The 26,609-nt window shown below is 73.1% G+C and carries 19 protein-coding genes; 11 read left to right on the forward strand and 8 right to left on the reverse strand.

What is annotated here, in order from left to right:
- Window positions 1-240: 240 nt before the first annotated feature.
- Entirely contained in the window at window positions 241-732 is a 492-nt protein-coding gene (locus tag OG767_RS20420) for a YbaK/EbsC family protein (protein WP_405090026.1), read from the forward strand.
- A gap of 3 nt (window positions 733-735) precedes the next feature.
- On the opposite strand, the gene OG767_RS20425 is transcribed toward OG767_RS20420, so the two are convergent.
- Window positions 736-1,947, reverse strand: a complete 1,212-nt coding sequence (locus OG767_RS20425) for an MDR family MFS transporter (RefSeq protein WP_405090027.1) — start codon at window positions 1,945-1,947, stop codon at window positions 736-738.
- Window positions 1,944-2,909 (reverse strand): GNAT family N-acetyltransferase, encoded by a 966-nt coding sequence (locus OG767_RS20430; RefSeq protein WP_405090029.1) that lies wholly within the window; start codon window positions 2,907-2,909, stop codon window positions 1,944-1,946. The genes OG767_RS20425 and OG767_RS20430 overlap by 4 nt, the downstream gene beginning before the upstream one ends.
- A 494-nt stretch (window positions 2,910-3,403) precedes the next feature.
- Between OG767_RS20430 and OG767_RS20435 the strand changes: the two genes are divergently transcribed.
- The 7 genes from OG767_RS20435 to OG767_RS20465 are packed head-to-tail and all read left to right on the forward strand — an operon-like array spanning window position 3,404 to window position 12,637.
- Complete coding sequence (locus tag OG767_RS20435) at window positions 3,404-4,420, forward strand: hypothetical protein (protein WP_405090030.1); 1,017 nt, start codon at window positions 3,404-3,406, stop codon at window positions 4,418-4,420.
- The gene (locus OG767_RS20440; RefSeq protein WP_405090031.1) at window positions 4,417-5,025 is read left to right on the forward strand and encodes an anthranilate synthase component II; all 609 of its coding nucleotides are present in this window, start codon (window positions 4,417-4,419) and stop codon (window positions 5,023-5,025) included. The genes OG767_RS20435 and OG767_RS20440 overlap by 4 nt, the downstream gene beginning before the upstream one ends.
- Window positions 5,018-6,424, forward strand: a complete 1,407-nt coding sequence (locus tag OG767_RS20445) for a coproporphyrinogen-III oxidase family protein (RefSeq protein WP_405090032.1) — start codon at window positions 5,018-5,020, stop codon at window positions 6,422-6,424. The genes OG767_RS20440 and OG767_RS20445 overlap by 8 nt, the downstream gene beginning before the upstream one ends.
- A 7-nt stretch (window positions 6,425-6,431) precedes the next feature.
- Entirely contained in the window at window positions 6,432-7,754 is a 1,323-nt protein-coding gene (locus tag OG767_RS20450; RefSeq protein WP_405090033.1) for a chorismate-binding protein, read from the forward strand.
- A gap of 14 nt (window positions 7,755-7,768) precedes the next feature.
- On the forward strand, window positions 7,769-9,565 hold the full coding sequence (locus OG767_RS20455) for a carbamoyltransferase (RefSeq protein WP_405090034.1): 1,797 nt from the start codon (window positions 7,769-7,771) through the stop codon (window positions 9,563-9,565).
- Window positions 9,555-11,354: an anthranilate synthase family protein gene (locus OG767_RS20460; RefSeq protein ID WP_405090035.1), complete on the forward strand. Its 1,800-nt coding sequence runs from the start codon at window positions 9,555-9,557 to the stop codon at window positions 11,352-11,354. Before OG767_RS20455 ends, OG767_RS20460 begins: the two co-directional genes overlap by 11 nt.
- Window positions 11,339-12,637 (forward strand): hypothetical protein, encoded by a 1,299-nt coding sequence (locus tag OG767_RS20465; RefSeq protein ID WP_405090036.1) that lies wholly within the window; start codon window positions 11,339-11,341, stop codon window positions 12,635-12,637. The genes OG767_RS20460 and OG767_RS20465 overlap by 16 nt, the downstream gene beginning before the upstream one ends.
- On the opposite strand, the gene OG767_RS20470 is transcribed toward OG767_RS20465, so the two are convergent.
- The 4 genes from OG767_RS20470 to OG767_RS20485 are packed head-to-tail and all read right to left on the reverse strand — an operon-like array spanning window position 12,602 to window position 21,289.
- Window positions 12,602-14,149, reverse strand: a complete 1,548-nt coding sequence (locus tag OG767_RS20470; RefSeq protein ID WP_405090037.1) for an amino acid adenylation domain-containing protein — start codon at window positions 14,147-14,149, stop codon at window positions 12,602-12,604. The two genes, OG767_RS20465 and OG767_RS20470, sit on opposite strands and share 36 nt — an antisense overlap.
- Complete coding sequence (locus OG767_RS20475) at window positions 14,146-14,907, reverse strand: hypothetical protein (protein ID WP_405090038.1); 762 nt, start codon at window positions 14,905-14,907, stop codon at window positions 14,146-14,148. The genes OG767_RS20470 and OG767_RS20475 overlap by 4 nt, the downstream gene beginning before the upstream one ends.
- Before the next feature lie 14 nt (window positions 14,908-14,921).
- Complete coding sequence (locus tag OG767_RS20480; RefSeq protein ID WP_405090039.1) at window positions 14,922-17,897, reverse strand: type I polyketide synthase; 2,976 nt, start codon at window positions 17,895-17,897, stop codon at window positions 14,922-14,924.
- A complete protein-coding gene (locus tag OG767_RS20485) occupies window positions 17,852-21,289 on the reverse strand; it encodes an amino acid adenylation domain-containing protein (protein WP_405090040.1) in 3,438 nt (1,145 codons plus the stop codon). Before OG767_RS20485 ends, OG767_RS20480 begins: the two co-directional genes overlap by 46 nt.
- Window positions 21,290-21,584: 295 nt before the next feature.
- On the opposite strand from OG767_RS20485, the gene OG767_RS20490 reads away from it, so the two are divergent.
- Window positions 21,585-22,781 carry an MFS transporter gene (locus tag OG767_RS20490; RefSeq protein ID WP_405090041.1) on the forward strand — a complete coding sequence of 399 codons (1,197 nt, stop codon included), beginning with the start codon at window positions 21,585-21,587 and terminating at the stop codon, window positions 22,779-22,781.
- Between the two features lie 87 nt (window positions 22,782-22,868).
- Window positions 22,869-23,924, forward strand: coding sequence for an alpha/beta fold hydrolase (locus OG767_RS20495; RefSeq protein WP_405090042.1), 1,056 nt, complete (start codon window positions 22,869-22,871; stop codon window positions 23,922-23,924).
- Between the two features lie 59 nt (window positions 23,925-23,983).
- Here the strand turns inward: OG767_RS20495 and OG767_RS20500 are convergent, their stop codons facing one another.
- Together OG767_RS20500 and OG767_RS20505 are read right to left on the reverse strand one after the other, a co-directional pair.
- On the reverse strand, window positions 23,984-24,523 hold the full coding sequence (locus OG767_RS20500; protein WP_405090043.1) for a copper resistance protein CopC: 540 nt from the start codon (window positions 24,521-24,523) through the stop codon (window positions 23,984-23,986).
- A complete protein-coding gene (locus OG767_RS20505; protein WP_396773445.1) occupies window positions 24,520-24,993 on the reverse strand; it encodes a hypothetical protein in 474 nt (157 codons plus the stop codon). The genes OG767_RS20500 and OG767_RS20505 overlap by 4 nt, the downstream gene beginning before the upstream one ends.
- 252 nt (window positions 24,994-25,245) lie before the next feature.
- Between OG767_RS20505 and OG767_RS20510 the strand changes: the two genes are divergently transcribed.
- Window positions 25,246-26,598: an FAD-dependent oxidoreductase gene (locus tag OG767_RS20510; protein ID WP_405090044.1), complete on the forward strand. Its 1,353-nt coding sequence runs from the start codon at window positions 25,246-25,248 to the stop codon at window positions 26,596-26,598.
- The last annotated feature ends 11 nt before the right edge of the window (window positions 26,599-26,609 follow it).

Here is a 26,609-nt window from a genome sequence, read left to right on the forward strand (position 1 = left end):
GCCGAATGGCGTGGCTCATGCGCGAGAACTCCCCGTGTCAGCGCTGCGTCGAGTTACCGCGAAGACCTCGCGGCTCACTCCGGTGGCCGGGAAATAGTTAACCCCCGCCCCTCGGGTGGTGTCAACGGAACTTCCATGATCCTTTGTCGGCATTGCCTCGCGGCACTGACACTTCCCCATCCAACATACAAGTCGGACATTGTCCGGATACTCTTGCACCGGACCGGTAGTGTCGGCGACATGACACATTCCCGCGATGCGGTACCGACGCCGATGCGCATTCTCGACCGGGCCGGGGCCACCTATGCGGTGGCCACGCATCGGGCCATCCGCACCAGCGACGACGTGGCGGCGTTGCTCGACTTCCCGGTGACACGATCGGTGAAGACCCTGGCCTTCCAGGGCCCCCCGGACACCGTGGTGCTGGCGGTGCTGCCCGGGCCGGCCCGGCTCGACTACCGAGGGCTCGCGGAAGCCGTCGGCACCTCACGGTCGCGGCTGCGCCCCGCCGACCCGGCCGTGCTCGACGCGCTCGACATGGAGCCGGGCGGCGCCAGCCCGCTCACCGACGCCGACGGCGTGATCACCGTCTTCGACGTCGCGGTCGCGGGCATGGGCCCCGTCTACTGCGGCAGCGGCCGCAACGACCGCACCCTCCAGGTCGACGGTCGCGACCTGCTCCGGCTCGCCCGCAACCCCCGGGAGGCACCCATCACCCGTGCCGCGGACTGACGCTCACCCGGGCCGGGCGAGGGCTGTCCGCCGGGCCATCGCGCCGCGCAGCGCGAAGGCCGCGGCAGCCGCCGCGAGGCCGGCCACGGCGCAGGCCACCCAGAGCGTCGTCGGCCCGGCCGCCGCCAGCACCGTGGTGCCGGTGAGCGGCCCGACCAGGCTGGAAGCGCCGTACGCCATGCCGAACAGACCGCTGTAGCGCCCCTCCGACCCCGGCGGGGCGAGCTCGGTCACCAGGGTCGGCCCGACCGTGGCCACGCCGATCTCCCCGATCGTCCAGATCAGCACCGCCAACGCGTAGACGGGCACGGTCCGCGCGGCGGCCAGCAGCCCGAAGCCCAGTCCCGTGACGGCGAGGCTGCCGGCGTAGACGGTCGACCGCGGCCAGTCGGCCAGCCGTCCGGCGAGCAGCGGCTGGAGCACCAGGATCACGATCGGGTTCACCGCGATGACCAGCCCGTACGCCGTGGGCGGCAGCCCCTGGTCGAGCATGGTCAGCGGCATCGTCACGTACGCCTGCACGAGCAGCACCGCGAACACCAGGAAGGTGCCGGTCACCGCCCACAACAGGGCGTCGGAGCCCGGGCTCGCCGGGCCGCCCCGGCCACCGTCGTGGGCGGGCCGCCGGTCGGGCGGCAGGAGTCGCGCCGCGACCAGCGCGAAGATCACGCAGCTCGCGGCGTCGACGGCGAACAGCAGCACGAAGCCGCGCGCCGCCATCAGGCCGCCGGCCAGCCCGGCCACCGCGCTGCCCAGGTTGACCGCCCAGAAGATCAGGCCGAAGGCGCGCGCCCGGTGCTCACCGGGGACCGTGGCGACGACGAGCGCGGCGAGGGCCGGCCGGTAGAGGTCCACGGTGAGGCCGTAGAGCACCACGGCGCCGACCAGCACGGGCACAGTGCCGGCCCAGGGGATCAGCATCGCCGTCACCGCGGTGGCCAGCAGGCCGGCGACGAGCGTGCGCCGCCCGCCCCAGCGGTCCGCCAGCCAGCCACCGAGCGGCTGGGACACCACGGCCCCGGCGCCGAAGCTCGCCAGCACCAGGCCGACCGTGCCGGGCGAGAGACGCCACTGACCCGACAGGTACAGCGCGAGGAACGGTTGGATCAGGTAGCCGAGCCGGTTCACCAGGCTGCCCGCCCAGAGCACCCAGAAGGCACGCGGCAGCCGGCGCCGCCCGGTGGCGGAGCTGCTCTCCTCGACCAGGTCCGTCATCGCCGCACGGTCACCCGGTCACCGCCGGTGGACTCGAGTTCGCCGATCACCCGGTCGAAGAAGTCGCGCAGCTTGGCGCGCATCGGCGCGAACCCGGCCGGATCGGCGCCGGACACCCCGCGGATGTGGTTGGCCAGCAGGTGGTACGTGTTCGCGCCGACGTCGAGCTTCTTGACCTCGTTGCCGCGACCGAGGCTGAAGACGCCGATGCCCTGGCCCTCGCCCCACCGGAAGATCTCGTAGAACGCCGCGCGGTAGACGTTCTGACCGGGCGTCACCAGGGCGGGATCGATGCCCTGGGCGAGGATGGTCAGCTCGGTGCCGGTCGGGTCGAGGAAGCAGAGCACGGCCTGGACGGTCGCGCCGTCGGCCCGTGACTGCCGCAGGAAGAGCCGCATGCGGTCGCGCAGCGGCGAGTCCAGGACCAGTTCGAGGGCGGTGGACGACAGGTGGTTGAAGCGGTGTCCGTACTTCGCCAGGTTGAGCGCGTGCAGCCGGTCGAAGTCCTTGAGCGCCGCGGGGTCGGCCGCCGCCCCGGCGCCGTCGAGGACGCGGTGGTCGTACTCGGCGGCCGCGCGGCGCACCAGCCGGCGCAGGTCCCGGTAGCGGGAGTTGCCCAGTTGGGCCCGCAGGTCGTCGTCGACGCCGGCGCGCACCCGGTACTGGGCCTCCATGAACCAGGGCAGATCGAGGAAGCCGTCGCGGGCGAGCGCCGTGGTGTCGTCGGTGGTGCGGATCTGCGGGTACAGCAACCAGTCCGCGCCGGCCTGCCGGGCGCGCTCCCGATCGGTCCGCCGACGTTCGTCACCGGGCGCCGGGATGTGCATCTCGTAGAAGTGTCCGGCCGGCACGAAAGCCGTGCCGAGATTGCAGTCGTCGTCCTGCATTCCGACATCGGCGGTGACGGCCCACCAGTGAATTATCTTGCGCAGCGGCACCGCCGGATCGGCAACGCCGTACATTCTGCAGAACATTTCCTGGAAAGCCGACCCGGCCGTTTCCCACATGGTCAGAGAACCCTTTCTCCGTACACTTTCCACGGAGCCCCCGCCGCGCGCTCCGCGTCCATGATGTCAAACCACCCTCCGACCCGCGCCCCCGCGCGGAGGGTGTTTCATCCATTTCTGCGGCTTTTTGGCTCACCGGTTGGGGTTTGCCGATCACGCTGGCGGACCTTCCCGGGCCACGACTTCGAGCGTGCTGAACTGGCGAAACCGCCGTTGCATAGATCAACGACTAACTGCCGCCCGACTATCGGGTGGACGCCGCTGCCGTCGCGTGTCAGGATGGGCGAGCCGTCGCGGCGTTGACCGGAGTGGGACACGACGACGTTCCCCACGGTTTCGCAGAGCCAGATTACTCGTTCTGGCGGCCAGCCCTGCCGCCGAACGCGACAGTCACCACGGGGGAGGGCGTCATCGTCATTCGACGTGTCCGCGGAATCCGGTACGACGAGGTGCAGGCCTACCAGCCGGCGGCCCGGGATGTCATCACGCAGGCCGAGGTCGACGCCGCCGTCGAACACATCACCAGGGAGCCGGGCGCCGAGTGCCTGCGCGTCGTGGTCTTCGGTGCCGCCGAGCTGGCGCCCGAGGGCGAACGGTCGCTGCGGGCCCTGACCGCCGGCCCCCAGTACCCGGCCACCGGCCGGCCCGGCATCGAGGTCACCGCGATCGTTCCGCTGCCCGGTGCGGAGGTGGAGGTGGTCGCGCTCGACGCCGGCACGCGCCTGGTCCGCACCCACGAGGACGGGGCCGAGGTCCGACGGCTGGTGCACGTCGCCGCGCCCGGTCGCGACGGGTCCACCTTCGAGCAGGCGCTGGCGGCGCTGCGCGGACTGGAGGCGGTGCTGTCGCGGGCCGGCATGGCTCCCGACCACATCGACCGGACCTGGTATTTCCTCGCCGACATCGAGGAGACCTACGGCGACCTGAACAAGGCCCGGGACGCCACGTTCGACAGGTGGAAACTCACCACCTACCCGGCGAGCACCGGCATCGGCGCCGGGCTGCCCCCCGGCCAGGCGGTGGCCGTGATGGCCGAGGCGGTCGCGCGGGACGGCGTGGCGGCGGCGACGCCGTTCGGCACCGACCTGCAGTGCGCGCCCTACGACTACGGTCCCCGCTTCGTGCGCGCCAACCGGTCGCGTCGCAACGGTTGCCAGGTGGTGCACGTCTCCGGGATCTCCAGCATCGACAAGCAGGGCGTCTCCCTGCCGCAGCACGACGTGCGGGCCGCCGTGGACTACGCGATGGCCAGCTTCACCGACCTGCTGGCCGGCGCCGACCTGTCCCCCGCGGACCTGGTGAGCTGCTACGTCTACTGCAAGGACGCGGAGGCGCGGAGCGCCTTCGAGGCACACTGCTCGGACGCCGGCCTCACCCTGCCGCACCTGTTGAACACCGTGGACGTCTGCCGCCCGGAACTGCGCTTCGAGATCGAGGGCCGGGCCGTACGGCGGGAACCGGCATGAGCCCCCGCGTCGTCGTGCTGGACAACTTCGACTCGTTCACCTACAACCTGGTGCAGTACCTGGCGGTCGCCGGCGCGCGACCGACGGTCCTGCGCAACACCGCGGAGCTCACCGAGATCGCCGCGCGGCACCCCACCCATCTGGTGCTGTCGCCCGGTCCGGGCTCCGTCGAGAATCCCGGTTCCTACGGCGTCTGTCTCGCCGCCCTCGCCCACTACACCGGTCGGATCCCGGTGCTGGGCGTCTGTCTCGGGCACCAGGCCATCGGCCGGTTCTACGGGGCGCGCACCACGCGACTCGCGACCGTGCGGCACGGCCACGTGTCAACGATCCGGCTGCGCCGAACCAGCCGGCTCTTCGCCGGGGTGCCCAGTGGCTTCCCCGCCATGCGTTACCACAGCCTGGCGATCGCCCCGGCCACCCTGCCGGCCGACCTGAGGCTCGTCGCCAGCGCCGACGACGACGAGTGCGTGATGGCCGTCGAGCACGCCAGGCAGCCGGTGTACGGCGTCCAGTTCCATCCGGAGTCGATCGGCACGCCGGCCGGGCAACTGATCATCGAGAACTTCCTGTCCCTGACAGGTTCGAGGAGCGACCGTGGCTGAGGAATTCATCTTCGATCTGACAGACGCCGGCCGGTCGGAGGTCGTCGACCAGCTCATCGAGGCCGCCGAACACATCCCGGGGCTGGTGTTCACCTATCCGCCGATCTCCCTCTGGGAGCCGCGGGACGCCACCGCCTCGGACCCGGACACGCTCTGGGCCGGCAGCGACACGTTCTCGCACAACCTCTACATCCACATTCCGTTCTGCCGCCAGAAGTGCAGCTTCTGCTACTACAGCGTGGCGGTCGTGCAGAACGACACCCAGGTCATCTGGGACTACCTGCACTGCCTCGAGAAGGAGGCGCTGCAGTACCTGCCGATGATGCGGACCAAGAAGATCGAGACGGTGTTCATCGGGGGCGGCACGCCCAGCCGGCTCAACCCCGAGCAGATCGACTTCCTCTTCGAGCGGGTCATCCGACGCTTCGACCTGTCCGAGTGCCGCGAGATCACCTACGAGTGCTCGCCGGACTCGGCCACCGAGGACCGCATCGCGACCATGGCGGCCAACGGGACGAACCGGCTCTCCATGGGGGTGCAGTCGCTCGACCCGGAGATCCTGCGCAAGTCGCGCCGCGCCGACACCCCGTCCAGTGTGGTGCGCACCTATTACCACATGGCCGACAGCGGGGTGCCCAACGTCAACATCGATCTCATCGCCGGCATCGAGCGCGAGGCGTTCGACAACATGCAGCGGACCATGGACGCGGTCACCGCGCTGGAGCCGATGCCCACCCAGATCACCCTCTTCACGCTCTCGGTGCGCAAGGGCGCGATCAACGACACCACGCTGCGCGAGGAGGACCACGCCAAGCTCTTCCGGCGCAGCCTCGCCCTGTTCCGGTACGCCAAGCGCCGGATGACGGCGAACGGCTACTGGCAGTACTCCCGCAACCTCTTCCCGCGCGACAACTGGATCTTCCACTACCAGGACAACCACTGGGGCAACAACGGCTACGTCCTCGGGCTCGGCGCCAGCTCCTACAGCCACTCGCACGGCTACACGTACGGCAACGCGTTCACCTTCCGCGAGTACATGCGCCGGATCCAGGCGGGCGGGTCGGCGGTGGAGAAGGCCTTCCCGCTCTCGGAGGACGAGTCACTGCGCCGGCACCTGGTGCTGGCGATGAAGCACCGCGAGCTGGACGTCGCGCGGTTCAACTCGTTCTATCCGGCGGGCTCCGAGCCGCTTCGGCAGTTCCGGCCGGTCTTCGACGCGCTCGCCGCGCTGGGCATCGTCACGGTGGAGGACGGGCGGATCGCGTACACGGAGGACTATGCCGACCTCAGCGACCGCTACACCCGGTTGTTCTACTCCAGCGGCGTCAGCGAGGCGGTCCGGCGCGGCGTCGGGCAGCTCACCGGCGCCGGCAGCAACGCCTTCAACTTCACGCTCTAGGGCGTCGATGTCGGCGCCCACGTCCACCGCCACGACCGCCCGCGTCTCCTTCGCCGGCGACCCGCACGATCTCGTCGAGCCGCTGACGGAGCGGTTCGGATCGCTGTTCTGCTATCGCCTGCCCGGGCGGGAGCGGCGCACCCTGTTCGCGTCGCTGTCGGACGTGTGGCGGGTCACGGCCGACGGGATCGAGCGGGACGGCGAACGCTTCGACGGCGACGTCGCCGCCCTGCTCGACCAACTGCTGGCCGAGGCGAGGCGTGGTCCGGGCCCCGACGTCGCGTTCGCGTTCTCCTACGACCTGTCGCTGCGGCTGCGGGCCGAGGCCGGCATCCCGGGCGGTCCGCCACCGGCCACGGCCCCCGGGCGGCTGCTCGGCTTCGCCGGGCCGCTGCGGCGCGCGGTGGTCCACGACCCGGCCACCGGCACCCTGAGCTGCGCCGCGCAGGACCGGGCGGACGTGGTGGCGGCCTGCGCCCGGACCACCGCCCGGACCGCGCCGCCGCTCACCGCGCCGCTGACCGAGGTCGTCGTCGACATCGACCCGGTCCGGTACGCGGGGCAGCTCGCCCGGGCCCGCGACCACCTGCTGGCCGGCGACGTCTACCAGGTCGTCCTCTCGGTGCCGGTCCGGGTACGCCCCCGCACCTCGCTGCCGCGCTACTACGCCGACGTGGCCGCCCGGTACGCGACGGCCGACTACTCCTACTGGTTCGACCTGGCCGGGACCCGGGTGTTCGGCAACTGTTCCCTGCCGCACGTGCTGGCGCGCGACGGCCGGGTGAGCAGCCGGGTCTTCGCCGGCACCCAGCCGGCCGCGCGGACCGACCGGGAGCGACAGGATCGGGGCGCGCTGCTGCGCGGCGACCCGAAGTACTTCGCCGAGCACATCATGCTCGTCGACCTCGAACGCAACGACCTCGGCTCGTACTGCGAGCCCGGAACCGTGGTGGTCGACCGGTTGTGCGATCCGTTGGTGATCGGACCCACCACGTATCTGGCCAGCGACGTCTCCGGCCGGTACGACCCGGCGCGCGGGCTCGGCCGGGTCCTGCTGGCCAGTTTCCCGCGCGGGGTCGTGGTCGGCGCGCCCAAGCTGCGCGCCCAGGAGGTGCTGGCCGAGATCGAGGGCGAGCCGCGTGGGTTCTTCGCCGGCGCGGTGGGGCTCTACGACGCGGCCGGCGACGCGTTGACCTCCAACACGATCGTCACCTGCGCCGAGCAGGACGGGCCGGACGTCCTGCTGCGCTGCGGCGGCGGCGTGGTGGCCGGCTCGGAGGTCGCACAGGAGCTGGCGGAGTTGGAACTCAAGCTGCGGTATCTGCGATAGCGGGGTGAGTTGGCATGATCGTCGTCGGGTTCAACGGTTTCACACGGTCCGCGGAGCTGTTCGGTCGCCTGTACCGGCGCTCGGGCCTGGACCGGTACCGGGTGCTGGGGCACGACGCGGCCGTCGCCGTGGTGGTCGACGGCGAGCTGGTCGCCGCCGTGGAGGAGGAGCGGCTCAGCCGGGTCAAGAAGACGTCGGACCTGCCGGTCAACGCGCTGCGCTGGGCCCTGCGGGAGGCCGGCGTCGAGCTGGCCGACGTGGACCGCTTCGCCTTCCCGTGGAGTTTCACCGCGGAGGTCTGGGCGACCGAGCGGGCCGGGATCCTCCGGTCGGCCGCCGCCGAGCAGGAGCGGGCCGACCGCCTGGCCCGGCTGGAGGAGCTGCGCACGACGCTGCTGACGCCGGAGGCGATCAGGGCGGACTTCGCCGCGCGGACCGGCTTCACCATCCCGCCCGACCGGCTCCGGCTCGTCCCGCACCACCTCGCCCACCTGTCGTGCGGCTACCACACGGCCGGCTGGCGGGACGCCGCGTTCCTGGTCAGCGACGGGCGCGCGGAGCGCTACTCGTCGATCATGGGAGAGATCCGGGACGGCGAGGTGACGATCCTGGCGGACGCCACCGTCGACATCGCCAACAGTCTGGCGCTGCTCTACAGCAAGGTCACCCGCTATCTCGGCTTCGTGCCGAACAACGACGAGTACAAGGTCATGGGGCTCAGCGGCTTCCATCCGCCGCTCGGCGCGGACAATCCGCTGCTGCGCGAGGTGGTCACGCTGGAGGACACCGGCGGCTACCGGCTGCGGGTCGGCAACCCGCTGCTGGACACCCAGGCGTACTACCCCTTCTTCGATCAGATCTTCGAGTGTGCGGGCGACCGCACCGACTGGGACTTCCGGTGCCGGGTGGCCCGCGCGGTCCAGGACACGGTCGAGGTGGTCACCCGACACCAGGTGGCGGCGCTCGAACGGCGGACCTCCGCGCGGCATCTGATCATCGAGGGCGGCCTGGCGCTGAACTGCGTGAACAACACCAAGCTGCTGGAGGGCTCCCGGTTCGAGGACGCCTCGGTCAGCTTCGGCGCCAGCGACCCCGGCGTGACGATCGGCGCGGCGGTGTACGCGTCGCGGGAGCTGGGTCGTCCGGTGCGCCCGTCGCCCGTCCCCTACCTGGGGCCGAGGTACACCGACGACGACGTCCGCACGGCCCTCGCCGCGGTGGGCGACCGGGTCGAGTGGCGTGAGCTGGCCGAGGACGAACTGTTCGCCGAGGTGGCCAAGCTGCTCGTCGACCCGGTGGTGATCGGCTGGTTCCAGGGCGCCGTGGAGTACGGCCCGCGCGCCCTCGGCAATCGCAGCATCCTGGCCAACCCCGCGTTTCCCGATATTCAGGACGTCATCAACATCCGCGTGAAGCGGCGGGAGCCGTTCCGACCGTTCGCGCCGGTGCTGCCCGCGGCCTCGGCGCCGCGCGTCCTGGAATTGGGCAAGAAGAAGGCCTCCCCCTACATGACATTCGTCTTCCCGGTCCGGCCCGAATACCGGACGCTCGTTCCGGGCGCCGTGCACGTGGACGGCACGGCTCGCGCCCAGACCGTCGACGAGGCGGACAATCCGCTGCTGGCGGGCCTGCTGCACGCCTTCGAGCAGGTCACCGGCGTGCCGTGTCTGATCAACACTTCGTTCAACGTCGCGGGGCAGCCAATCGTCGGGTCACCGGCCGATGCGCTAAGCTGCTTCCTCGATACGGAAATCGATTACCTGGTGCTACACCACTTTCTGATCAGCAAGGTGGCTTCCGGTGAGTCTTGACTTTGTCGGCCCTTATTGCCTCATTCATTCCGAGGGCAAGGTCAACTACGCCCGCGGCGAGACCGTACGGTCCTGGTCACTCGCCGAGGTGCCCCGCCCGGCCACGCACCCGGTGTTGACCATGGTGCCCTACGCGCAGCTGCGCGAGCGCGGCTACGTCTGCCACGACGACAACGAGCCCCTGATCTCCCTGGTGCCCAGCGAGTTCCGTGAGGTCGAGCTGGAGTCGTTCGCCGACGCGCACGCCGACGTCCGGGTGGTCTCCGACCCCGTGCACACCCCCGGCGACGAGGAGTTCGCCGCCCGGATCGACCGGGTGATCAAGGAGGAGATCCAGCGCGGCGAGGGCTCCAACTTCCTCATCTCGCGGCGCTGCGACGTGACCATCGGCGACTTCGGGCCCGACGTCGCGCACACGATCTTCGCCCGGCTCGCCCGCAACGAGATCGGGGCGTACCTGACGTTCTGCTTCTTCGACGGGGAGCGCTACTTCATCGGGTCCTCACCCGAGCGGCACCTGACCTACCGTCGTGGCACGGTCACGATGAACCCGATCTGCGGCACGCTGCCGCGGGCGGCGCTGCAGAAGCGGGCCGACCTCATCGAGTTCCTCTCCGACCGCAAGGAGGTGAACGAGCTCTTCCAGGTCGTCGACGAGGAGCTCAAGATGATGTCGCGGATCTGCGGCGAGGGCGGCGTCGTGCACGGGCCGTACCTGAAGGAGATGAGCGCGCTCGTCCACACCGAGTACGTGCTCGAGGGCACCGCCACCATGAGTCCGCTCGACGCGTTCCGCGAGTCGATGTTCGCGGCGACCATGGTCGGCAGCCCGCTGGAGAACGCCGCCCGGGTCATCCACCGCCACGAATCCGAGTCCCGCGGGTACTACTCGTCGGCCCTGATGATCCGTGGTCTCGAGGACGACGGCCAGGAGTGGCTGGACAGCGCCATCACGATCCGGACGATGGCGGTGGACACCGACGGCCACGCCGTGATCCGCAGCGGCGCCAGCGTGGTGCGCGACTCCGTGCCCGCGAAGGAGTGCCGCGAGGTCCGCACCAAGGCCGAGGGGCTGCTGAAGGCGATCACCACCGCGGCGCCGCCCGGCCCCTTCCTCGACCGGTTCGTGGACGACAAGGTCATGGAGGTGCTCAACAGCCGCAACCGCTACCTGTCGCGCTTCTGGATCAACAGGCAGTTCGACGACCGGTACGCCGCGCCCGAACTCATCGGCCGCTCGGTGCTGATCGTCGACAACGAGGACCAGTTCACCGAGATGCTCAAGCACATCCTGGAGCACCTCGGGCTCAAGGTCACCATGCGCGACTACCGGGAGTCCGGCATCGGCCTGACCGGTTACGACCTGGTGCTGGTCGGGCCCGGGCCCGGCGACCCGAACCAGCTCGACGACCCGAAGATCGCCCAACTGCACCGCATCGTGGGCGACCTGATGGCGGCCGGCACGCCGTTCCTCGCGGTCTGCCTCGGCCACCAGATCCTCTGCCGTCTGCTCGGCATGACCGTGCACCCGGTGGACCCGCCGCTGCAGGGCGTGCAGGAGACCGTCGACCTGTTCGGGCGGGCCGAGCCGGTCGGCTTCTACAACACGTTCTTCGCCGACGCCCCGGCCGAGGCCCCCGCGGGGGTGACCATCGCGGTGGAGCCCGACGGCCGGGTCGTGGCGCTGCGCTCCGAGGGCTTCACCAGCTTCCAGTTCCACGTCGAGTCCGTCCTCACCACCAACTGCATCACCATCCTCCGGGAGGCGCTGTTGTGGCTGTTGACCTGAGCCTGCCGTTGTCGGCGGGTTACGGCGATCTGACGCTGCTGGTCTGTGGGTTGTCCACGGACGGCACACGCGAGCGGTACCTCTTCGTCGACCTGGGCGCCCGCACGGTGCGGGAGACCACGATCGACATCGGTGACCTGCGCGCCCGCCAACTGGCGGTGCTGCGGGACCGGCTCGGCGACGGTCCGGTGCCGTACGGGCTGGGTCGGCTCGAGGACCTGCTCTCGTACTTCCTGCACCCGCACAGCTTCGTGCAGACCGCGGACGGCGAGGTCGTCGTCTCCTTCAAGCAGGCGCCCTACCTGCGCCGACTCGGCCGCGACGGCGGCTCGCACCTGTGGCCGCCGGCGACCGAGCTGGACTTCGCCGCGATGCAGAGCTCCACCAAGTGCGAGGTCGAGCCGGGCGTGATCGGGTTCGCGATGACCGACACCGAGGACCGCCTGCGCCGCTACCAGGACCCGGAGCAGCCGTTGCGCAGCAGCGCCTGGCGCTACGACCTGCGCACCGGCGCGGCGAGCCGGCTGGGCGACCTGCCCGAGTTCGCCTGCGACACCATCCACGAGCTGGAGGCCTCGCCGAACGGGTTCATGGTCGGCGTCGACATGGACCTGTCGGTGCGCCCCGGTCCCGACGGCCGGGTGCGGGGCACCGACGGCGGCAGCTTCGACGTCGCGCGGTACGCGGCCAACGAGTTCCCCACCGGCCGATTCGTGGTGGCGGACGAGAAGCTGACCCGCGCCTCGGTGCACACCACCGGCGCGAGCTGCTCGGCGCACGTCGACGTCGACCTGGACGACCCGAACGTCTTCTACGTCTCCTGCAACAACATCTCGAAGTGGCAGAACAACGTCGTCGTGCACGGGCCGGGCGTGCTGGAGCGGTGGCGGTACCAGGACGGCGCGGCGGTCCGGGAGGCGGCCCACACCGGGCCGACCTTCCTGCGCATCACCTCGCAGCAGCTGTTCCACCGCGACGGTCGACAGCTGATCGCGGTCACCGGCTTCCCGAACCGGCTGTTCGTCCTCGACCCCACCGACATGTCCACGGTGTTCGACCTGGAACTGTTCGCGCACGAGCCGGTCCAGCCGCCGTTCATCTGCGCGAAAAACAGCCAGTCGCCGCTCTACCTGGCGGTCGAGCCCAGTGGCCGGTACGTCTTCATGACCGGCGCCTCGACGCTCTTCGTCGTGGACCTGGACGAGGGCCGGGTCGTCGAGCAGGTGCCGTTCTGCGAGCCCGGCTCGCTAATGGCCACCGCCCACATCGGGTTCGTGCGCTGACGGACGCCGGCGCCGTGGTGGTTCCGGCAGGGCCCGTCGATCCAGCTTGCCGTTCGCGGTGAGAGGGAGGGCGTCCAGGCGCACCACCCGGGCCGGCACCATCGACGCGGGCAGCCGCTCGGCGAGATAGGCGCGCAGGTCCCGCTCGCCGGGGCCGTCCGGCGGCCCCACCACGTAGCCGACCAGACGTTCGGCGCGTCCCTCGTCCCGGCGCAGCACGACCACGGCACCGGTCACCGCCGGATGCCGACGCAGTGTCTCCTCGATCTCGCCCGGCTCGATCCGCTGCCCGCGCAGCTTGATCTGGTGATCGAGCCGACCGAGGAACTCCAGCATCCCGCCGGGCAGCCAACGCACGAGATCGCCGGTCCGGTACAACCGGGCGCCGTCGCCGAAGGGGTCCGCCGGGAACCGTTCCGCGGTGAGACCCGGCCGGCCGAGATATCCCCGGGCCAGGGCGTGGTCCCCACCCAGGTGAAGCTCCCCCGGCACGCCCTCGGGCACCAGGTTCCCGTCCGCGTCGAGGACCCGCACCACGACGTTCGCGATCGGCCGGCCGATCGGCACCGAAGCACCGTCCTCCACCGGGCGGCACGGCCACCAGGTCACGTCGATCGACGCCTCGGTCGGCCCGTACAGGTTGTCGATCCGGGCCCGGCTCCGCGCCCGGAACCGGCGCACCGCAGCCGGTGGGAGGGCCTCCCCACTACAGACGACCAGCCGCAACGCGTCGCACCCGTGCCAGCCGGGCTCGTCGAGCACCGACTCCAGCATGGACGGTACGAAGTGGACGACGGTGATCCGCTCCCGCCGCATGACGGCCATCAGGTATTCCGGGTCGCGCTGCCCGCCGGGCCGGGCCATGACCAGACGGGCGCCCTGCGCGAGCGGCCAGAACAGCTCCCACACCGACACGTCGAACGTGGCGGGGGTCTTCTGCAGGACGGCGTCGGCGCTGGTCAGGGCGTACTCGTCCTGCATCCACCGCAGCCGGTTGACGATGCCGCGGTGCGGCACGGCGACGGCCTTCGGACGCCCGGTGGAGCCGGAGGTGAACAGGACGTAGGCCAGCCCCAGGTCCGAGCGGAGCGGCACCGGCGGCGCCGGGACGCCCGCGCGCAGCTCGGTCGCCGAGACCGTCAGCACGGGACGGCTGCCGGCGACGGCCTCGGCCGCGGCCTTCAGCTCGGGTTCGGTCAGCACGAGGACCACACCGGCGTCGTCCAGCATGCCGGCGAGGCGGGGCGCGGGGTCGCCCGGTTCCAGGGGAAGGTACGCGGCGCCGCTGAGCAGCACCCCGAGCAGCAGCACCGGGAACCGGGCCGAGCGTTCGGCGTGGACCGCCACCACGGCGTCCGGTTCCACCCCCGCCGCGGTGAGCAGCCCGGCCACCACGCCGGCCCGCTGGACGAGTTCCTCGTACGTCAGCGACTCACGCTCGTCCACGACGGCACACGCCCCGGGTGTCCGGGCGGCCTGCGCCAGCACCAGCTCGGGCAGGAACGCCGTCACCGGGCCACTGCCGTCGGTTCGGCCAGCGCGCTCAGGGCGGCCCGGGTGGCGGGCGCGGTCGGCATCTCGTCGGCGGACAGGTCGAGCCGGAGCGTCTCGACGCCGGGGTGCTCGCCCGGGTAGTCCCGGCTGGCCAGCACCACGTCGGCGGGCCGGGGCGGCACCGGGTCCGCGGACGCCGAGAGCAGCACGTGCAGCCAGGCCACGTACCTGTCGACGAGTTGTTCGCGGGTGTCCTGACGTTCGTCGTCCGGCAGGTCGTTCGCCCGGGCGAACGCGTCGAGGTCGTCGTCCAGCGTGCTCGTGATCACCGCGAGGGCCCGGGCCGGGTCGGCGTCGAGCGGCACCGCGGCCGGCTCGCCCTCCCGCAGGGTGGCGCGGAAGGCGCGGAAGTCGTGCTCCACGGCGCCCCGGTCCTGCCAGGTGGGCTCCACCAGGACGAGCGGCACGCCGGTCCGCTCGGCGGTGCGGATGGCCGTCGGCGCGGCGCTGCAGTATCCCACGATCAGGGCCGGGCGTACGGGCAGCCGACGCACGGCCGCGGCGTACTCCTCGGCGAGGTCGGTGGTGGCCCGGAACCCGGGCCCGCCCAGGAGCGTCTCGACCGGGTCGGCGCGGTACACGGGCCGGTCGCGGGGCGCCGAGGCCAGCAGCTCACCGAGCCCGGCCCCGGCGGAGATGCGGATGAAGTCGATGATGACGAGCGGTGCGCCCGGACCGTCCGCGAGGACTTCCAGGGTGGGCGCCGGTGCGGTCACTGTCTCTCCCTGTGTCACTGGTTCGCGCCGGCCGGCAGGCGGTCGAGCGCCGCCCGGGTCAGCCCGCGCACGGTGGGGTCCTGCGCCAGGATGCGCAGCGGCACGCGCACGCCGCACCGCTGTCGCAGCCGGCTGAGCATCCGCACGGCGACCAGCGACTCCCCACCCAACGCGAAGAAGTCGGAGTCGGGTGCCACGTCGGTCGCCCCGAGCAGGTCCCGCCACGCCGCGATGATCTCCCGTTCCACGGTGGCGGCGGGCGTCTCGGGTTCGTCCGGCTCGGCGGGCGGCTCCGGAGCCGCGGTGTCCGCCGCCGCCTCCCCCGCCGCCGGCTCGGTGAGGTCGACCCAGTGCCGGACGCGTTCGAAGGGGTACGTCGGCAGCGGCACCCGCCGGGCGTCCGGGTCGAGCCGGAACGCGGCCCAGTCCGGCTCGACGCCGGCGGTCCAGGCGGTCCCGAGCGCCCGCAGCAGCACCGGCAGCGCGGCGGTGCCCGGCTCGGCCGGCATGGTGGGCGCCACCGGCACCCGCCCGCCGCCCGCCGCCCGGACCAGCGCGGTCAGCGCCCGGCCCGGCCCTACCTCGAGGACGACCGGGTGGCGCGTGGTCAGCAGCTCGGCGGCGGCCTCCCGGAACCGCACCGGCTCGCGCAGCTGCCGCACCCAGTGCTCCGCCGGACGGGTCGCGCCCTCGACCACCGACCGGCCGGTCAGCCCGCAGTGGACGGTGGTGGTGACCGGGTGGTGCGGCACCGCGCCGACGACCGCCCGGAAGTCGTCGAGGACGGGGTCGAGCAGGCTGGAGTGGAAGCCGTGCGCGGCGGGCACCGGGCGTACCCGGAGGCCGGCGGTGGCGCACCTGTCGGTCAGCTCCCGCACCCCGGCCGGCGAGCCGGAGACGACGGTGACGCCGGGAGCGTTGTCGGCGGCCACCTGCACGTCCGGCGGCAGCAGCGCGGCCACCCGGTCCCGGTCGGCCAGCACGGCGGCCATCCGGCCGGGCGGGGTGCGCTCCACCAGCCGCCCGCGCTCCACGAGCAGCACCAGGGCGTCGGTCAGGCGCAGGCCGCCGGCCAGGCAGAACGCGGCGTACTCGCCGACGCTGTGCCCGATCATCCGCTGTGGTCGCAGGCCCCAGTCGAGGAGTTGGGCGCCGAGCGCGTACTCCACCAGGAACAGGGCGGGCTGGGCGATCGAGGGACGGGCCGCCCGGTCGGCGGCGTACGGGTCCAGGAGCGCGGCGCGGACCGGATCGGCGGTGCCCGCCGGCAGTGCGTCCAGCCCGGCGTCGAGCCGCTCGCGGACGCCGGGGAGAAGGGCGTGGAGGTCGGCGGCCATCCCGGGGAACTGGCTGCCCTGCCCCGGGAAGGCGAACGTGAGCGTCGCCCGGCGGGGCACGACGACCGGCTCCGGATCGGTGCCGAGCTGCCGCAGCAGGTCGGCGCGGTCGGTGGCGACGATCGCCCGCCGGACCGGCCAGGCGGTACGGCCGACGCGGCTGGTGTGCGCGACGTCGGCGAGTTCCCGCCCGGGTGCCGTCGTCAGGTGGTCGGCGAGCCGCCGCGCCGCCGCCCGTACCGCCTGCGGGGTGCGCCCGCTCAGCACGACGAGGTCGGCGGCCGGCGCGGACCTGGACGTGCCCGGGGTCGGGGGCGCCTCCTGGAGGACCACGTGGGCGTTGGTGCCGCCGATGCCGAACGAGCTGACACAGCCCCGGCGTGGCCCGCCCCGCGCCGGCCAGGGCTCGGCCGTCGGGTTGACGCGCAGGCCGGCGTCGGCGAACGGGATGTCGGGGTGGGGCCGGTCGTGGTGCACGGTGGGCGGCACGACGCCGTGGCGCAGGGCCAACAGCATCTTGATCATCCCGGTGATCCCGGCGGCGGCGTCCAGGTGGCCGAGGTTCGGCTTCACCGACCCCAGCAGGCGTCCGCCCGCCGGCCCGCCCGGCCCCAACGCCACGCCGAGGCCGGCGACCTCGATGGCGTCGCCCATCTCGGTGCCCGTGCCGTGCGCCTCCACCACGTCGACGTCCGCCGGGTCGAGGCCGGCCCGGGCCAGGGCCATGCCGATCACCTCGGCCTGACCGGCGACCGCGGGCGCGGTGTAGCCGACCTTCGCGGCCCCGTCGTTGTTGACCGCGGAGCCGAGCACCAGCCCCAGGATCGGATCGCCGTCGGCCAGCGCGTCGGCGAGGCGTCGCAGCACGACGATCCCGGCGCCGTTGCCGGCCACCGTGCCGGCGGCGTCGCGGGAGAAGGCCCGGCAGTGCCCGTCCGGCGCGCCGATGCCGTTCGGTTCGTAGCGGTAGCCGCGCTGCTGCGGGGTGCTGACCGTCGCGCCCCCGGCCAGGGCCAGGTCGGTGTCCCCGCTGTGCAGGCTCTCGCAGGCCAGGTGCACCGCGACGAGCGAGGTCGAGCAGGCCGTCTGGACGCCGATCGCCGCGCCGCGCAGGCCGAGACGGTACGCGATCCGGGTCGCCGCGTGGTCCTTCTCGTTGCCGATGATCATCGGGAGCGCGCCCAGCTCGGCGAGCAGGTCCGGTCGCCCGAGCAGATGGTTCGTCAGGTAGGTGTTGACGCCGGTGCCGACGAAGACGCCGATACGGCCCGGTTCCCGGCCGGGCGGGTGGCCCGCGTACTCCAGCGCCTCCCACGCGCACTCCAGCAGCAGTCGGTGCTGGGGATCGGTGATCATCGCCTCCCGGGGTGGAAGGCCGAAGAAGGCGGCGTCGAAGTCCTCGATGCCGTCGAGCACACCACGCACCGGCACGTAGTCCTCGTCGTCGCGCTCCGGTTCGGGGACGCCGGCGGCGGCGAGCTGCTCCGGCGTGAACCGGGTGAGCAGCTCCCGGCCCTCGACCAACGCGTCCCACAGTTCGTCGAGCGACGCGACGCCGGGAAAGCGGCCGGCGACGCCCACCACGGCGATCGGTCCGCGTCCGGCGCTCACCGCGTCGCCGCCGTGGTCGCCGGGCCCGCGCCGCGCAGCCACCCGGCGAGCGAGTCCACGGTGGGGTGGCGGTAGAGGTCCAGCAGGACGATCGACCGGTCGGGCAGTTTGTCCCGCAGCAGCCGGTGCACCCTGGCCAACTGCAACGAGTCGCCGCCCACCTCGAAGAACGGCTCGTCGAAGTCGAAGTCGTCGTCGCCGAGCACGGTGGCCCAGACCTCGGCGATCAGCGACTCGAGGTCCTCCGCCGGTGCGCCGGGCGGTGTCGGGGCGCGGTGCGGCGCCGGGGCCACCTGCTCCTCGACCCGGCGCAGGATCGCCCGGGCGTCGACCTTGCCGTTGCCGGTGAGGGGAAGCGCGTCGAGCAGCACCCAGCGTTTCGGCACCGCGTACGCCGGCAGGCTCCGCGACACCGACGCGCGCACCTCCTCGACGAGACCGTCCTCCGGCGGGGCGACCAGCGCCGCCACCAGGAAGCGGCCGTTCTCCGCGTCGCCGGCGACCACGACCGCCGCGTCGGACACCCGTGGGTGCGCCGACAGCCGGTGGGTCACCTCGTCCTGCTCGACCCGGTGGCCGTCCAGTTTGACCTGCTGGTCGCGGCGGCCCAGGAAACGCAGTCGGCCCTGCTCGTCCCAGCGTACGAGGTCGCCGGTCCGGTAGCAGCGGGTGCCGTCGCCGAGCAGCCGGAACGCCTCCGCGGTCCGCTGCGGGTCGTCCAGGTAGTCCAGGGCCAGCCCGGCGCCGACGGCGCACAACTCGCCCACCGCGCCGGGCGGCAGCAGCTCGCCGTCGTCGTCGACGACGAGGACGCCGGTCCCGCACACGGGCCGCCCGATCGGGACGTCGTCCGGCAGCTCGCACGGGTCGTCGACGTGGTGCACGGTGGTGAAGACGGTGTTCTCGGTGGGGCCGTAGCCGTTGGTGACCCGCAGCCCCGGACAGGCCCGTAGCACGGCCGCGACCGGCCCGGCCGGCACGACGTCGCCGCCGGCGAGCAGTTGCCGGAGCCCGCCGAACGCCGCCGGGTCGTAGTCGGCGAGCACCCGGAACAGCCCGGCGGTCAGCCAGGCGACGGTGACCTCACGCTCGGCGAGGAAACGGGCCAGCTCACCGGGGTGCGGCACCGGGCCCGGGAAGATCTCGACCCGGCCGCCGGTGAGCAACGGGACGAACAGCTCCATCGTGGACGCGTCGAAGGCCAGCGGCGCCAGCCGCAGGAAGCCGTCCCCGGGCTCGGACCGGAACACGTCGGGGTCGTGCACGAGGCGCAGCACCGCGGCGTGGGTGATCCGGGCGGCCTTGGGCTCGCCCGTCGACCCGGAGGTGAACGCCAGGTAGGCGACCCGCTGCGGATCCGGCGCGGCCACGGCAGGGACGGCGGCGCCGGCGGGCCGGGACGGCCCGCCGAGGGCCGGGCCGACCCCGGCGAGCCGGGCGATCCGCGGATCACCCACGACGGCGGCGGGGCGGCACCGGGCCAGCTGCGCCGCCACCCGCTCGTCCGGGGCGTCGGCGTCGAGGCCGGTGTACGCCGCCCCCAGCCGCAGCGTCGCCAGTACGGCCACCACCTCGGCGGTGGCGGGCGGTGTCGCCACCACCACCGTCGATCCGGCCGTCACCCCGGCCTCCGCGAGGTCGGCGGAGAACCGCTCGGCCAGGTCGAGCAGCTCGGCGTACGTGGTGCTGCCCTCGGGGCCGCGCACGGCGATCGCCCCGGGTCGCCGGTGGGCCTGCTCCGCGAACGCCTGCCACAGCCCGGTGACCGGGGCGGCGTCCGGGCCGCGACCCCACTCGTCGAGCCGGGCGCGCTGCCGCTCGGACATCCCCCGGACCGTCCGTAGTGGCAGGTCGCGGGCCTGCGCCAGCGCCACCAGCGTCGCCTCGAACGCCTCGGCCAGCTCCGCCGCGCCGGCCGGGGAGAGCGCCGCCAGCCGGTGCTCCAGCGCGAACCGGGGGCGCTCCCCCCAGGCCTGGAGGTAGAGCATCGCGTCGAAGACCGAACCCCCGTCGTGACCCTCGTGAACGGTCGCCGTCCCGGCGGGACCCGGCAGCTCGGCGGGGATCAGCTCGTCGTGGGCGGCGAACCCGATCTGGACCAGCGGGTTGCGGTCGATCGCCCCGGCCGCGCCCAGCTCGGACACGAGCGCTTCGAACGGCAGCTCGGCGGCGGCGACCGCGTCGGCGAGGGCGTCGGCCACGGCGGGGCCCAGCGCGCTCGCGGGCGCGTCGTCGTCCCACCGGCAGCGCACCGGCACGACGCGGGTCGCGAGGCCGACCACCTCGGCCAGCTCGGCGGTCGGACGCCCGGCGGCCGGCACCCCGACGAGCAGGTCGTCGACCCCGCACCGGCGGCCGGTGACCAGCGCCCACGCGGCCAGCAGCACCGCGGGGCGGGTCACGCCGGCGTCGCGCGCCAGGTCGTCGCACGCGGCGGTGGCCCCGGGTCCGAGCGTGAAGGTCAGCCGCGAGCCCGGGCGGCCCGGCCGACCGGTGGCGCCGGGCCGACCGGGTAACTCCACCACCTGTGGCGCCCCGGCCAACTGACCCGCACGGTGCCGGCGCAGCTCGTCGGCGGGGCGGGCGTGTTCGAGCAGGACGTCAGGGGGGACACCCGGCTCGGCCGGTGGCACGGCGCCGCCGAGGTAGGCCGCGGCCAGTTCCCGCAGGAGGAGCCCGACCGCCCAACCGTCGAGCAGGGCATGGTGGGCCAGCAGCGAGACGACGTGGCTCCCGCCGCCGGGCAGCTCGGTCAGCAGCCACTCGGCGGGCGGTCGGCGGAACGGGTCCAGCCCGGACGCCAGCTCGGCGAGGTGGGCGTGGGCGGCCGCGACCGGGTCGCCGTCCGGGGTGTAGTGCCCCTGTTCCCGCAGCACCGGGCGCCACCGGCGCAGGACGCGACGCCCGGGCTGGTCGGCGTCGGCGTCGGCGTCGGCGTCGAACACGGTGCGCAGCGTCTCGTGGCGGGCGGTCAACGCGTCCAGGCAGTCCCGCAGGTGGCGGGCGCGGGCCGGACCGGGGCAGCGGAGGCTGAACAACAGGCGGTAACCGACGCCCGGCCACTGCTGCTCGTGCACCAGCATCGCGTGCTGCGCGGGCAGCAGGGGACGCCGGTCCGCCGCCGGGCGCTCCCGCCGCCCACCGCGCTCCAGCGGCCCGCTGCGGCCGAGCGCGGAGACGAGCGGCCCGGGACGCAACAGGTCGGCGAGGTCGATCCGCAGGCCGAGCTCGCGCTCGGCCCGGGCGACCAGCCGCATCGCCCGCAGCGACGTGCCGCCCAAGGCGGCGAAAGATTCCTTCGAATCAGCGGGAAACCGATTCTCGGAAATGCCGAGAACATCGCGGGACAACTCAAGGAGGGCAGGGGAAAATGCATTTTCCAAGACGTCAGAACCCCCGTTTTGACGACGCCTGCGCGAGTGTGGGCCTCCCATTGAGAGGCCCGCACCGGACCGTAGCACGCGACCGCAGCACCGAGCAATCCACGCGGGTCAGTGCCGCGGCGCGGGTGCGGAGTGCTGTTAGAATCGCTCGCGTCAATGCGCGTGTTCAGGTGTCCCGTCCCGGGGCACAGAAAGATCAATGAGCCGGGATTCGCCATCTCGCACGCGGAACACGCAGCTCAAACGGGGGAACGGCATGGCGTCACCGCAGTCCACTCTGTCCGGCGCCGGAGGCGGCGGGGTGCCGCGAGGGCGCCTGGGAGCCGCGCTCGGCGCCCTCCTCCCGGTGAGCGGCCCCGCCCGCTGGCTCGCGGCCGCCCAGTTGGCCGGCAGTGTCGGCGCCGGGCTCTACCTGGCCGGAGCACCGGTCTACTTCCTCCGCGCCGGTGACCTGACCGTCGGCCAGGTGGGAGCCGGTCTCTCCGCCGCCGCCCTCGCCGGCATCGCGGCGAGCGTCCCGGCCGGCCGGTTGGCGGACCGCTACGGCGCCCGCCGGATGTCCGTCGTGTTCGTGCTGCTCCAGGCGCTGTTCGTGCTCCTGCTGTTGGCGGCCGACCGGTTCTGGCTCTTCGTGCCGCTGGTCGCGCTGGTCGCCGTCGCCGAGCAGTCCTGGGACGTCAGCCGCGACGGCATGATCGCCGCCGCGGTCACCGGAAGCGACCGGGTGCGCGTCTCGGCGTACCTGCGGAGCGTGTTCAACGCCGGCTTCGCGCTCGGCACGCTGGCCGCCGGCCTGGTGCTCGCCGTCGACTCGCGGGCGGCGTACCTCGGCATGCTGGCGGCCGTGGCCGCGTGCTGGGTCGCGGTCGCCGGCCTCTACCTGCTGCTGCCGGCCTGGCCGCGGCCCGCCCCGACGGACGGCGCCCGGGAGCGCGTCCGGCCCCTCGCCGACCTGCCCTACCTGCTGGTGGCGCAGGTGAGCTGCCTCACCCGGATCGGGGAGACGATCCTGCTGGTCGGGCTGCCCCTCTGGATCGTCTCCGCCACCGACGCGCCCCGCCCGCTCGCGGCGTGGCTGACCGGCATCAACACGGTGCTGGTCGTGCTGCTCCAGGTCCGGGTGTCGCGGGCCGGCGACACCATTCCGTCCGCCGCCCGCCTCCAGCGGTTCGCGTTCCTGCTGCTCGCCGCCGCCTGCCCGGTGGCCGCGCTCACCGGCCGACTGCCGGCGGCGGCGGCGATCGCGGTGCTGGTGCTGGTCGCGGTCCTGCTGACCTTCGCCGAACTCGGCGGCGAGACGGCGCGGTGGACGATGCAGTTCGGTCTCGCCCCGGAGCGCGCGCAGGCCCGCTACGCCGGGGTGTTCCGGCTCGGCCAGGCGGTCCCGGCGGTGGCGGGCCCGGCCCTGGTGACCGGCCTGACCGGCGGTCTGGGCGCCGCCGGTTGGCTGGTCCTCGCCCTGATCCCGCTGGCCGGCGCCGCGCTCAGCGGCCCGGTCGTGGCCTGGGCCCGCCGCACCCGCCCGGAGCCGGCCCCCTCCTGACCCGTCGGGCCACGTCGCGGGTCCGGACACCAGCAACGCCGCGGACCTCCGGTCCGCGCCAGTCGACCGCCAACGGGGGACACCGGAATGACACAGACGACCACGGCCGTCCGGGACGGCCGACCACGAGACGCCATCGAACTGGTGCTGCTGCGCATCTGGCGCGACCACCTGCGCAACCCCGCCCTCGGCGTCGACGACGACTACTTCTCCCACGGCGGCACGTCCCTCCAGGCGGTGCGCACCCTGTCCGAGATCCGACGACGCACCGGGGTGTCCCTGCCGCTGCCCGTCATGGCGCGGGCCAGCAGCGTCACCGCGATGGCCCGGCTGCTGCGCGACGGGTTCACGGACACGCCCACCCCCGTCGTGCCGATCCGGCCCGGGGACCCCGGCGGTCCGGTGGTCGCCTGTGTGCACCCGCTCGGCGGCAGCGTCCTGTGGTACAGGCACCTCGCCGACGCGCTGCCACCCGGCCACACCTGCCTCGGGTTGCAGGCGCGGGCCCTCGACCCACGGATGCAGCCGGACCACACCATCGGCGAGATGGCCGCCGCCTACCGCGCGGAACTGGCCCGCACCTACCGCCCGGAGCAACTCGTCCTGGTCGGCTACTCGTTCGGCGGGCTGGTCGCGTACGAGATGGCGAGCCGGATGGCGGACGACGGCGAGCGACCCGCCGCGGTGGTGCTGCTGGACACCGCCGTGACCCGCCGCGCGCAACCACCGGCCTCCCGCGCCCGGCTGCTCTGGTCCCTGGTCAACCACAATCTCGGCCTCGACCTGCCGGCGGACGAGTTGGCCGGGCTCTCCCCCGAGGCGATGTGCACGCGCATCCTCGACGAGGGGACCGCCCGGGGTGTCCTGCCGCCCGGCTTCGGCGCCGAACGGCTGCGCCGCCTCGTGGAGATCTATCCCATCAACGCCGAGGCGGAACGCGTCTACCGGCTGCCGTCCTACCCCGGCTCACTGGAGCTGGTCCGCCCGCAGGAGCCCCGCGTGGACGAGGAGAGCCTGGAGATCTGGTCGGAACGGTGCCGGGGCGGCGTGCGCGTGCACCGGGTGCCCGGTTCCCACCTGGATCTGCTCGCCCCGGCCCACGCCCCGGCGGTCGCCGAGGTGATCGCCGGGCTGCGAGCCTGACGGGCCGCCGTCCCGACGCCGCCGCCCCGGGGACCGGGCGGCGCCGCCGGGTGGCCGGGTCAGCGCACCCGTGGCCGAAGCAGCAGGACCGACACCAGGCCGGCCACCAGCACCAGATCGATCAGGACGAGCACCAGGGTGCTCGTGTCCCGCTCCAGGTGGTGTTCGTGCGCCGGGGCGGCGGCCTCGACCGGTCCCGTGGGGGTCCCCGTCCCCTGGCCGACCGTGAACGTGGCGATCCCGGCGACGGGCGTGCCGTCGTCGAGTTCGACGTGGTAGCCGACCTGGTAGGGGCCGGGGCGGCTGGCCGAGACCGGGACGCTGATCCGGTTGTCGTTCAGGACCGGATCGCCGGTGGAGACCTTGTCCCCGCCGGGACCGATCACCGTGAGGTGCATGACGCGCGGGTGCGGGGCGGCGTCGAACCGCAGCGCCACCTGGGTGGGCGAGACGGCGACCGACGCGCCGTCGACCGGCTCGACGGCCTCCAGTTGGGCCGGCGCCGCCCGGCCGAAGACGAGGTAGACCACCAGCAGCGCCAGCCCGACGCCGGCAGCGCCGAGGAGCAGCCGGCGACGGGTCGGTGACACGGAGGTCATGCCGGCAGTGGACGGCAGCTGCAGATCATGTCCCGCGACTCGGCCCGCGATGGGCGCAGGTGGTAGTACATGGCGACGACCATCGGCAGGAACACCACCGTGTTGTAGAACAGGTGCAGCTCGACGCGGGGCAGCACCAGTTGCAGGATGCTGGTCGGCACCGTACGACCGGCCAGGAAGTGCCCACTCTGCGCCTGGACCAGCAGCAGGAAGTGCTCGATGTGGTGCCAGAACTGGATGGCGAGCGCGACCGTCCACCAGGTCCGGCTGCGGCCGACGAACCCGGGGCGCAGCAGGAACAGGAAGACCAGCATCACGATCGCGTACCCGTAGTGCAGCCATTCGGACTTGATGAGCCACGGGAACGGCATCCCGAGCACGCCGCGCGCCTGCGCGGGCGTCCAGCCCAGCACCCAGATCTGGTACGCCTGGGTGAGGTGCTCGGCCCAGTGCGCCAGGACGATGACCATGAAAATGGAGAGAGCGGCTCGGTGGTGGCGACCGTTGAGCCCCCAGGGGCGGCCGGTTCTGGTGGCCGGCGAAGACTCCACGAGGTTGGACACGGCGACTCCCAATGTCAACGAACACGAATCGCTCCATTGTGCTATGTCATCGACACGGAACGCTATCTTCATGCGTGCGGCCCTGACGGGCGGGGCACGCCGTCAGGTGCGCACGTCGAGAGGCGGAGGGGTCCGTCCGGTCCGCCTAGCATTCCGGTCATGGTCTCCGCAGGCGACGCCGTGGTGCTCGGCGGCAGCATGGCCGGCCTGATCGCCGCCCGGGTGCTGAGCGAGGCGTACGACACCGTCACCGTCGTCGACCGCGACCCGCTGCCCGAGGCGGCGGCGGCCCGGCGCGGGGTGCCGCAGTCCCGCCAACTGCACGTGCTGCTGGCGCGCGGCCGGCGGGCCCTCGACGAGCTCTTCGAGGGGCTCAGCGACGAACTGTCCGCCGCCGGCGCGCCCCTTGTCGACCTGCACGATCAGGTGCACTGGTGCAACGACGGCCACCCGATGCGGCGCGCCGCCTCGGACCTGGTCGGCGTGGGCGTCAGCCGCCCGTTGCTGGAGAGCACGGTGCGCGCCCGGGTACGGAACCTGGGCAACGTCCGGTTCTGCCCGCCCGCCGAGGCGACCGCGCTGCTGAGCACCGAGGACCGCAGCCGGATCATCGGCGTCCTCGTGACGCCGCGCGTCGGGGCCGCGTACCCGATCCACGCCGACCTGGTGGTCGACGCCTGCGGTCGGGCCTCCCGCAGCCCGGTGTGGCTGGCCGAACTCGGCTACCCGACCCCGCCGGAACAGCGGGTCCCGGTGGACGTCACCTACGTCACCCGCGTCTACCAGCGCGAACCCCGGCACCTCGACGGACTGCTCGGCGCGCTGACCAACGCCGTGCCGGGTCGCCCCCGCACCGGCATCGTCGCCGCGCAGGAGGACGGCCGGTTCGCGGTGGCGCTCAGCGGGATGCTCGGTGAGCAGCCGCCGTCGGACCACGAGGGTTTCACCCGCTTCGCCGAGTCACTGGGCATGCCGGTGATCAGCCGCTTCGTGCGCGACGCCGTCCCGGTGGGCGGCCCCGCCCAGATGCGCTATCCGGCGAGCGTGCGCCGACGCTACGAGCGGCTGCGCCGCTTCCCGCTCGGCTACCTGGTGGTCGGCGACGCCGTGTGCAGCTTCAATCCGGTGTACGGCCAGGGCATGACGGTCGCCGCCACCGAGGGCCTGCTGCTCCGCTCGCTCCTGTCCGGCGGCCCGGACCGGCTGGCCCGGCGCTTCTTCCGCGGCGCGGGCAAGCTGATCGACGGCCCGTGGTCCATCGCGGTCGGCACGGACCTGCGGTTCCCGCAGGTGCCGGGCCCGCGCTCGGCGCGGGTCCGGCTGGTCAACTGGTACGTGCACCGGCTGCACGCGGCGGCCCGGACCGACGCGGTGCTGGGCGAGGCGTTCCTGCGCGTGCTCAACCTGGTGGACCCGCCGACCCGACTGCTCCGACCCGCGATCGCGCGTCGGGTCCTGCGCGGTGGCGGCGCCGACCCGGTGCCGTCGGCGGGTGTCGCGGGCGGCCGGTGACCGTCGCGGGT

The organism is Micromonospora sp. NBC_01392, assembly GCF_045040125.1.
Lineage (GTDB): Bacteria > Actinomycetota > Actinomycetes > Mycobacteriales > Micromonosporaceae > Micromonospora.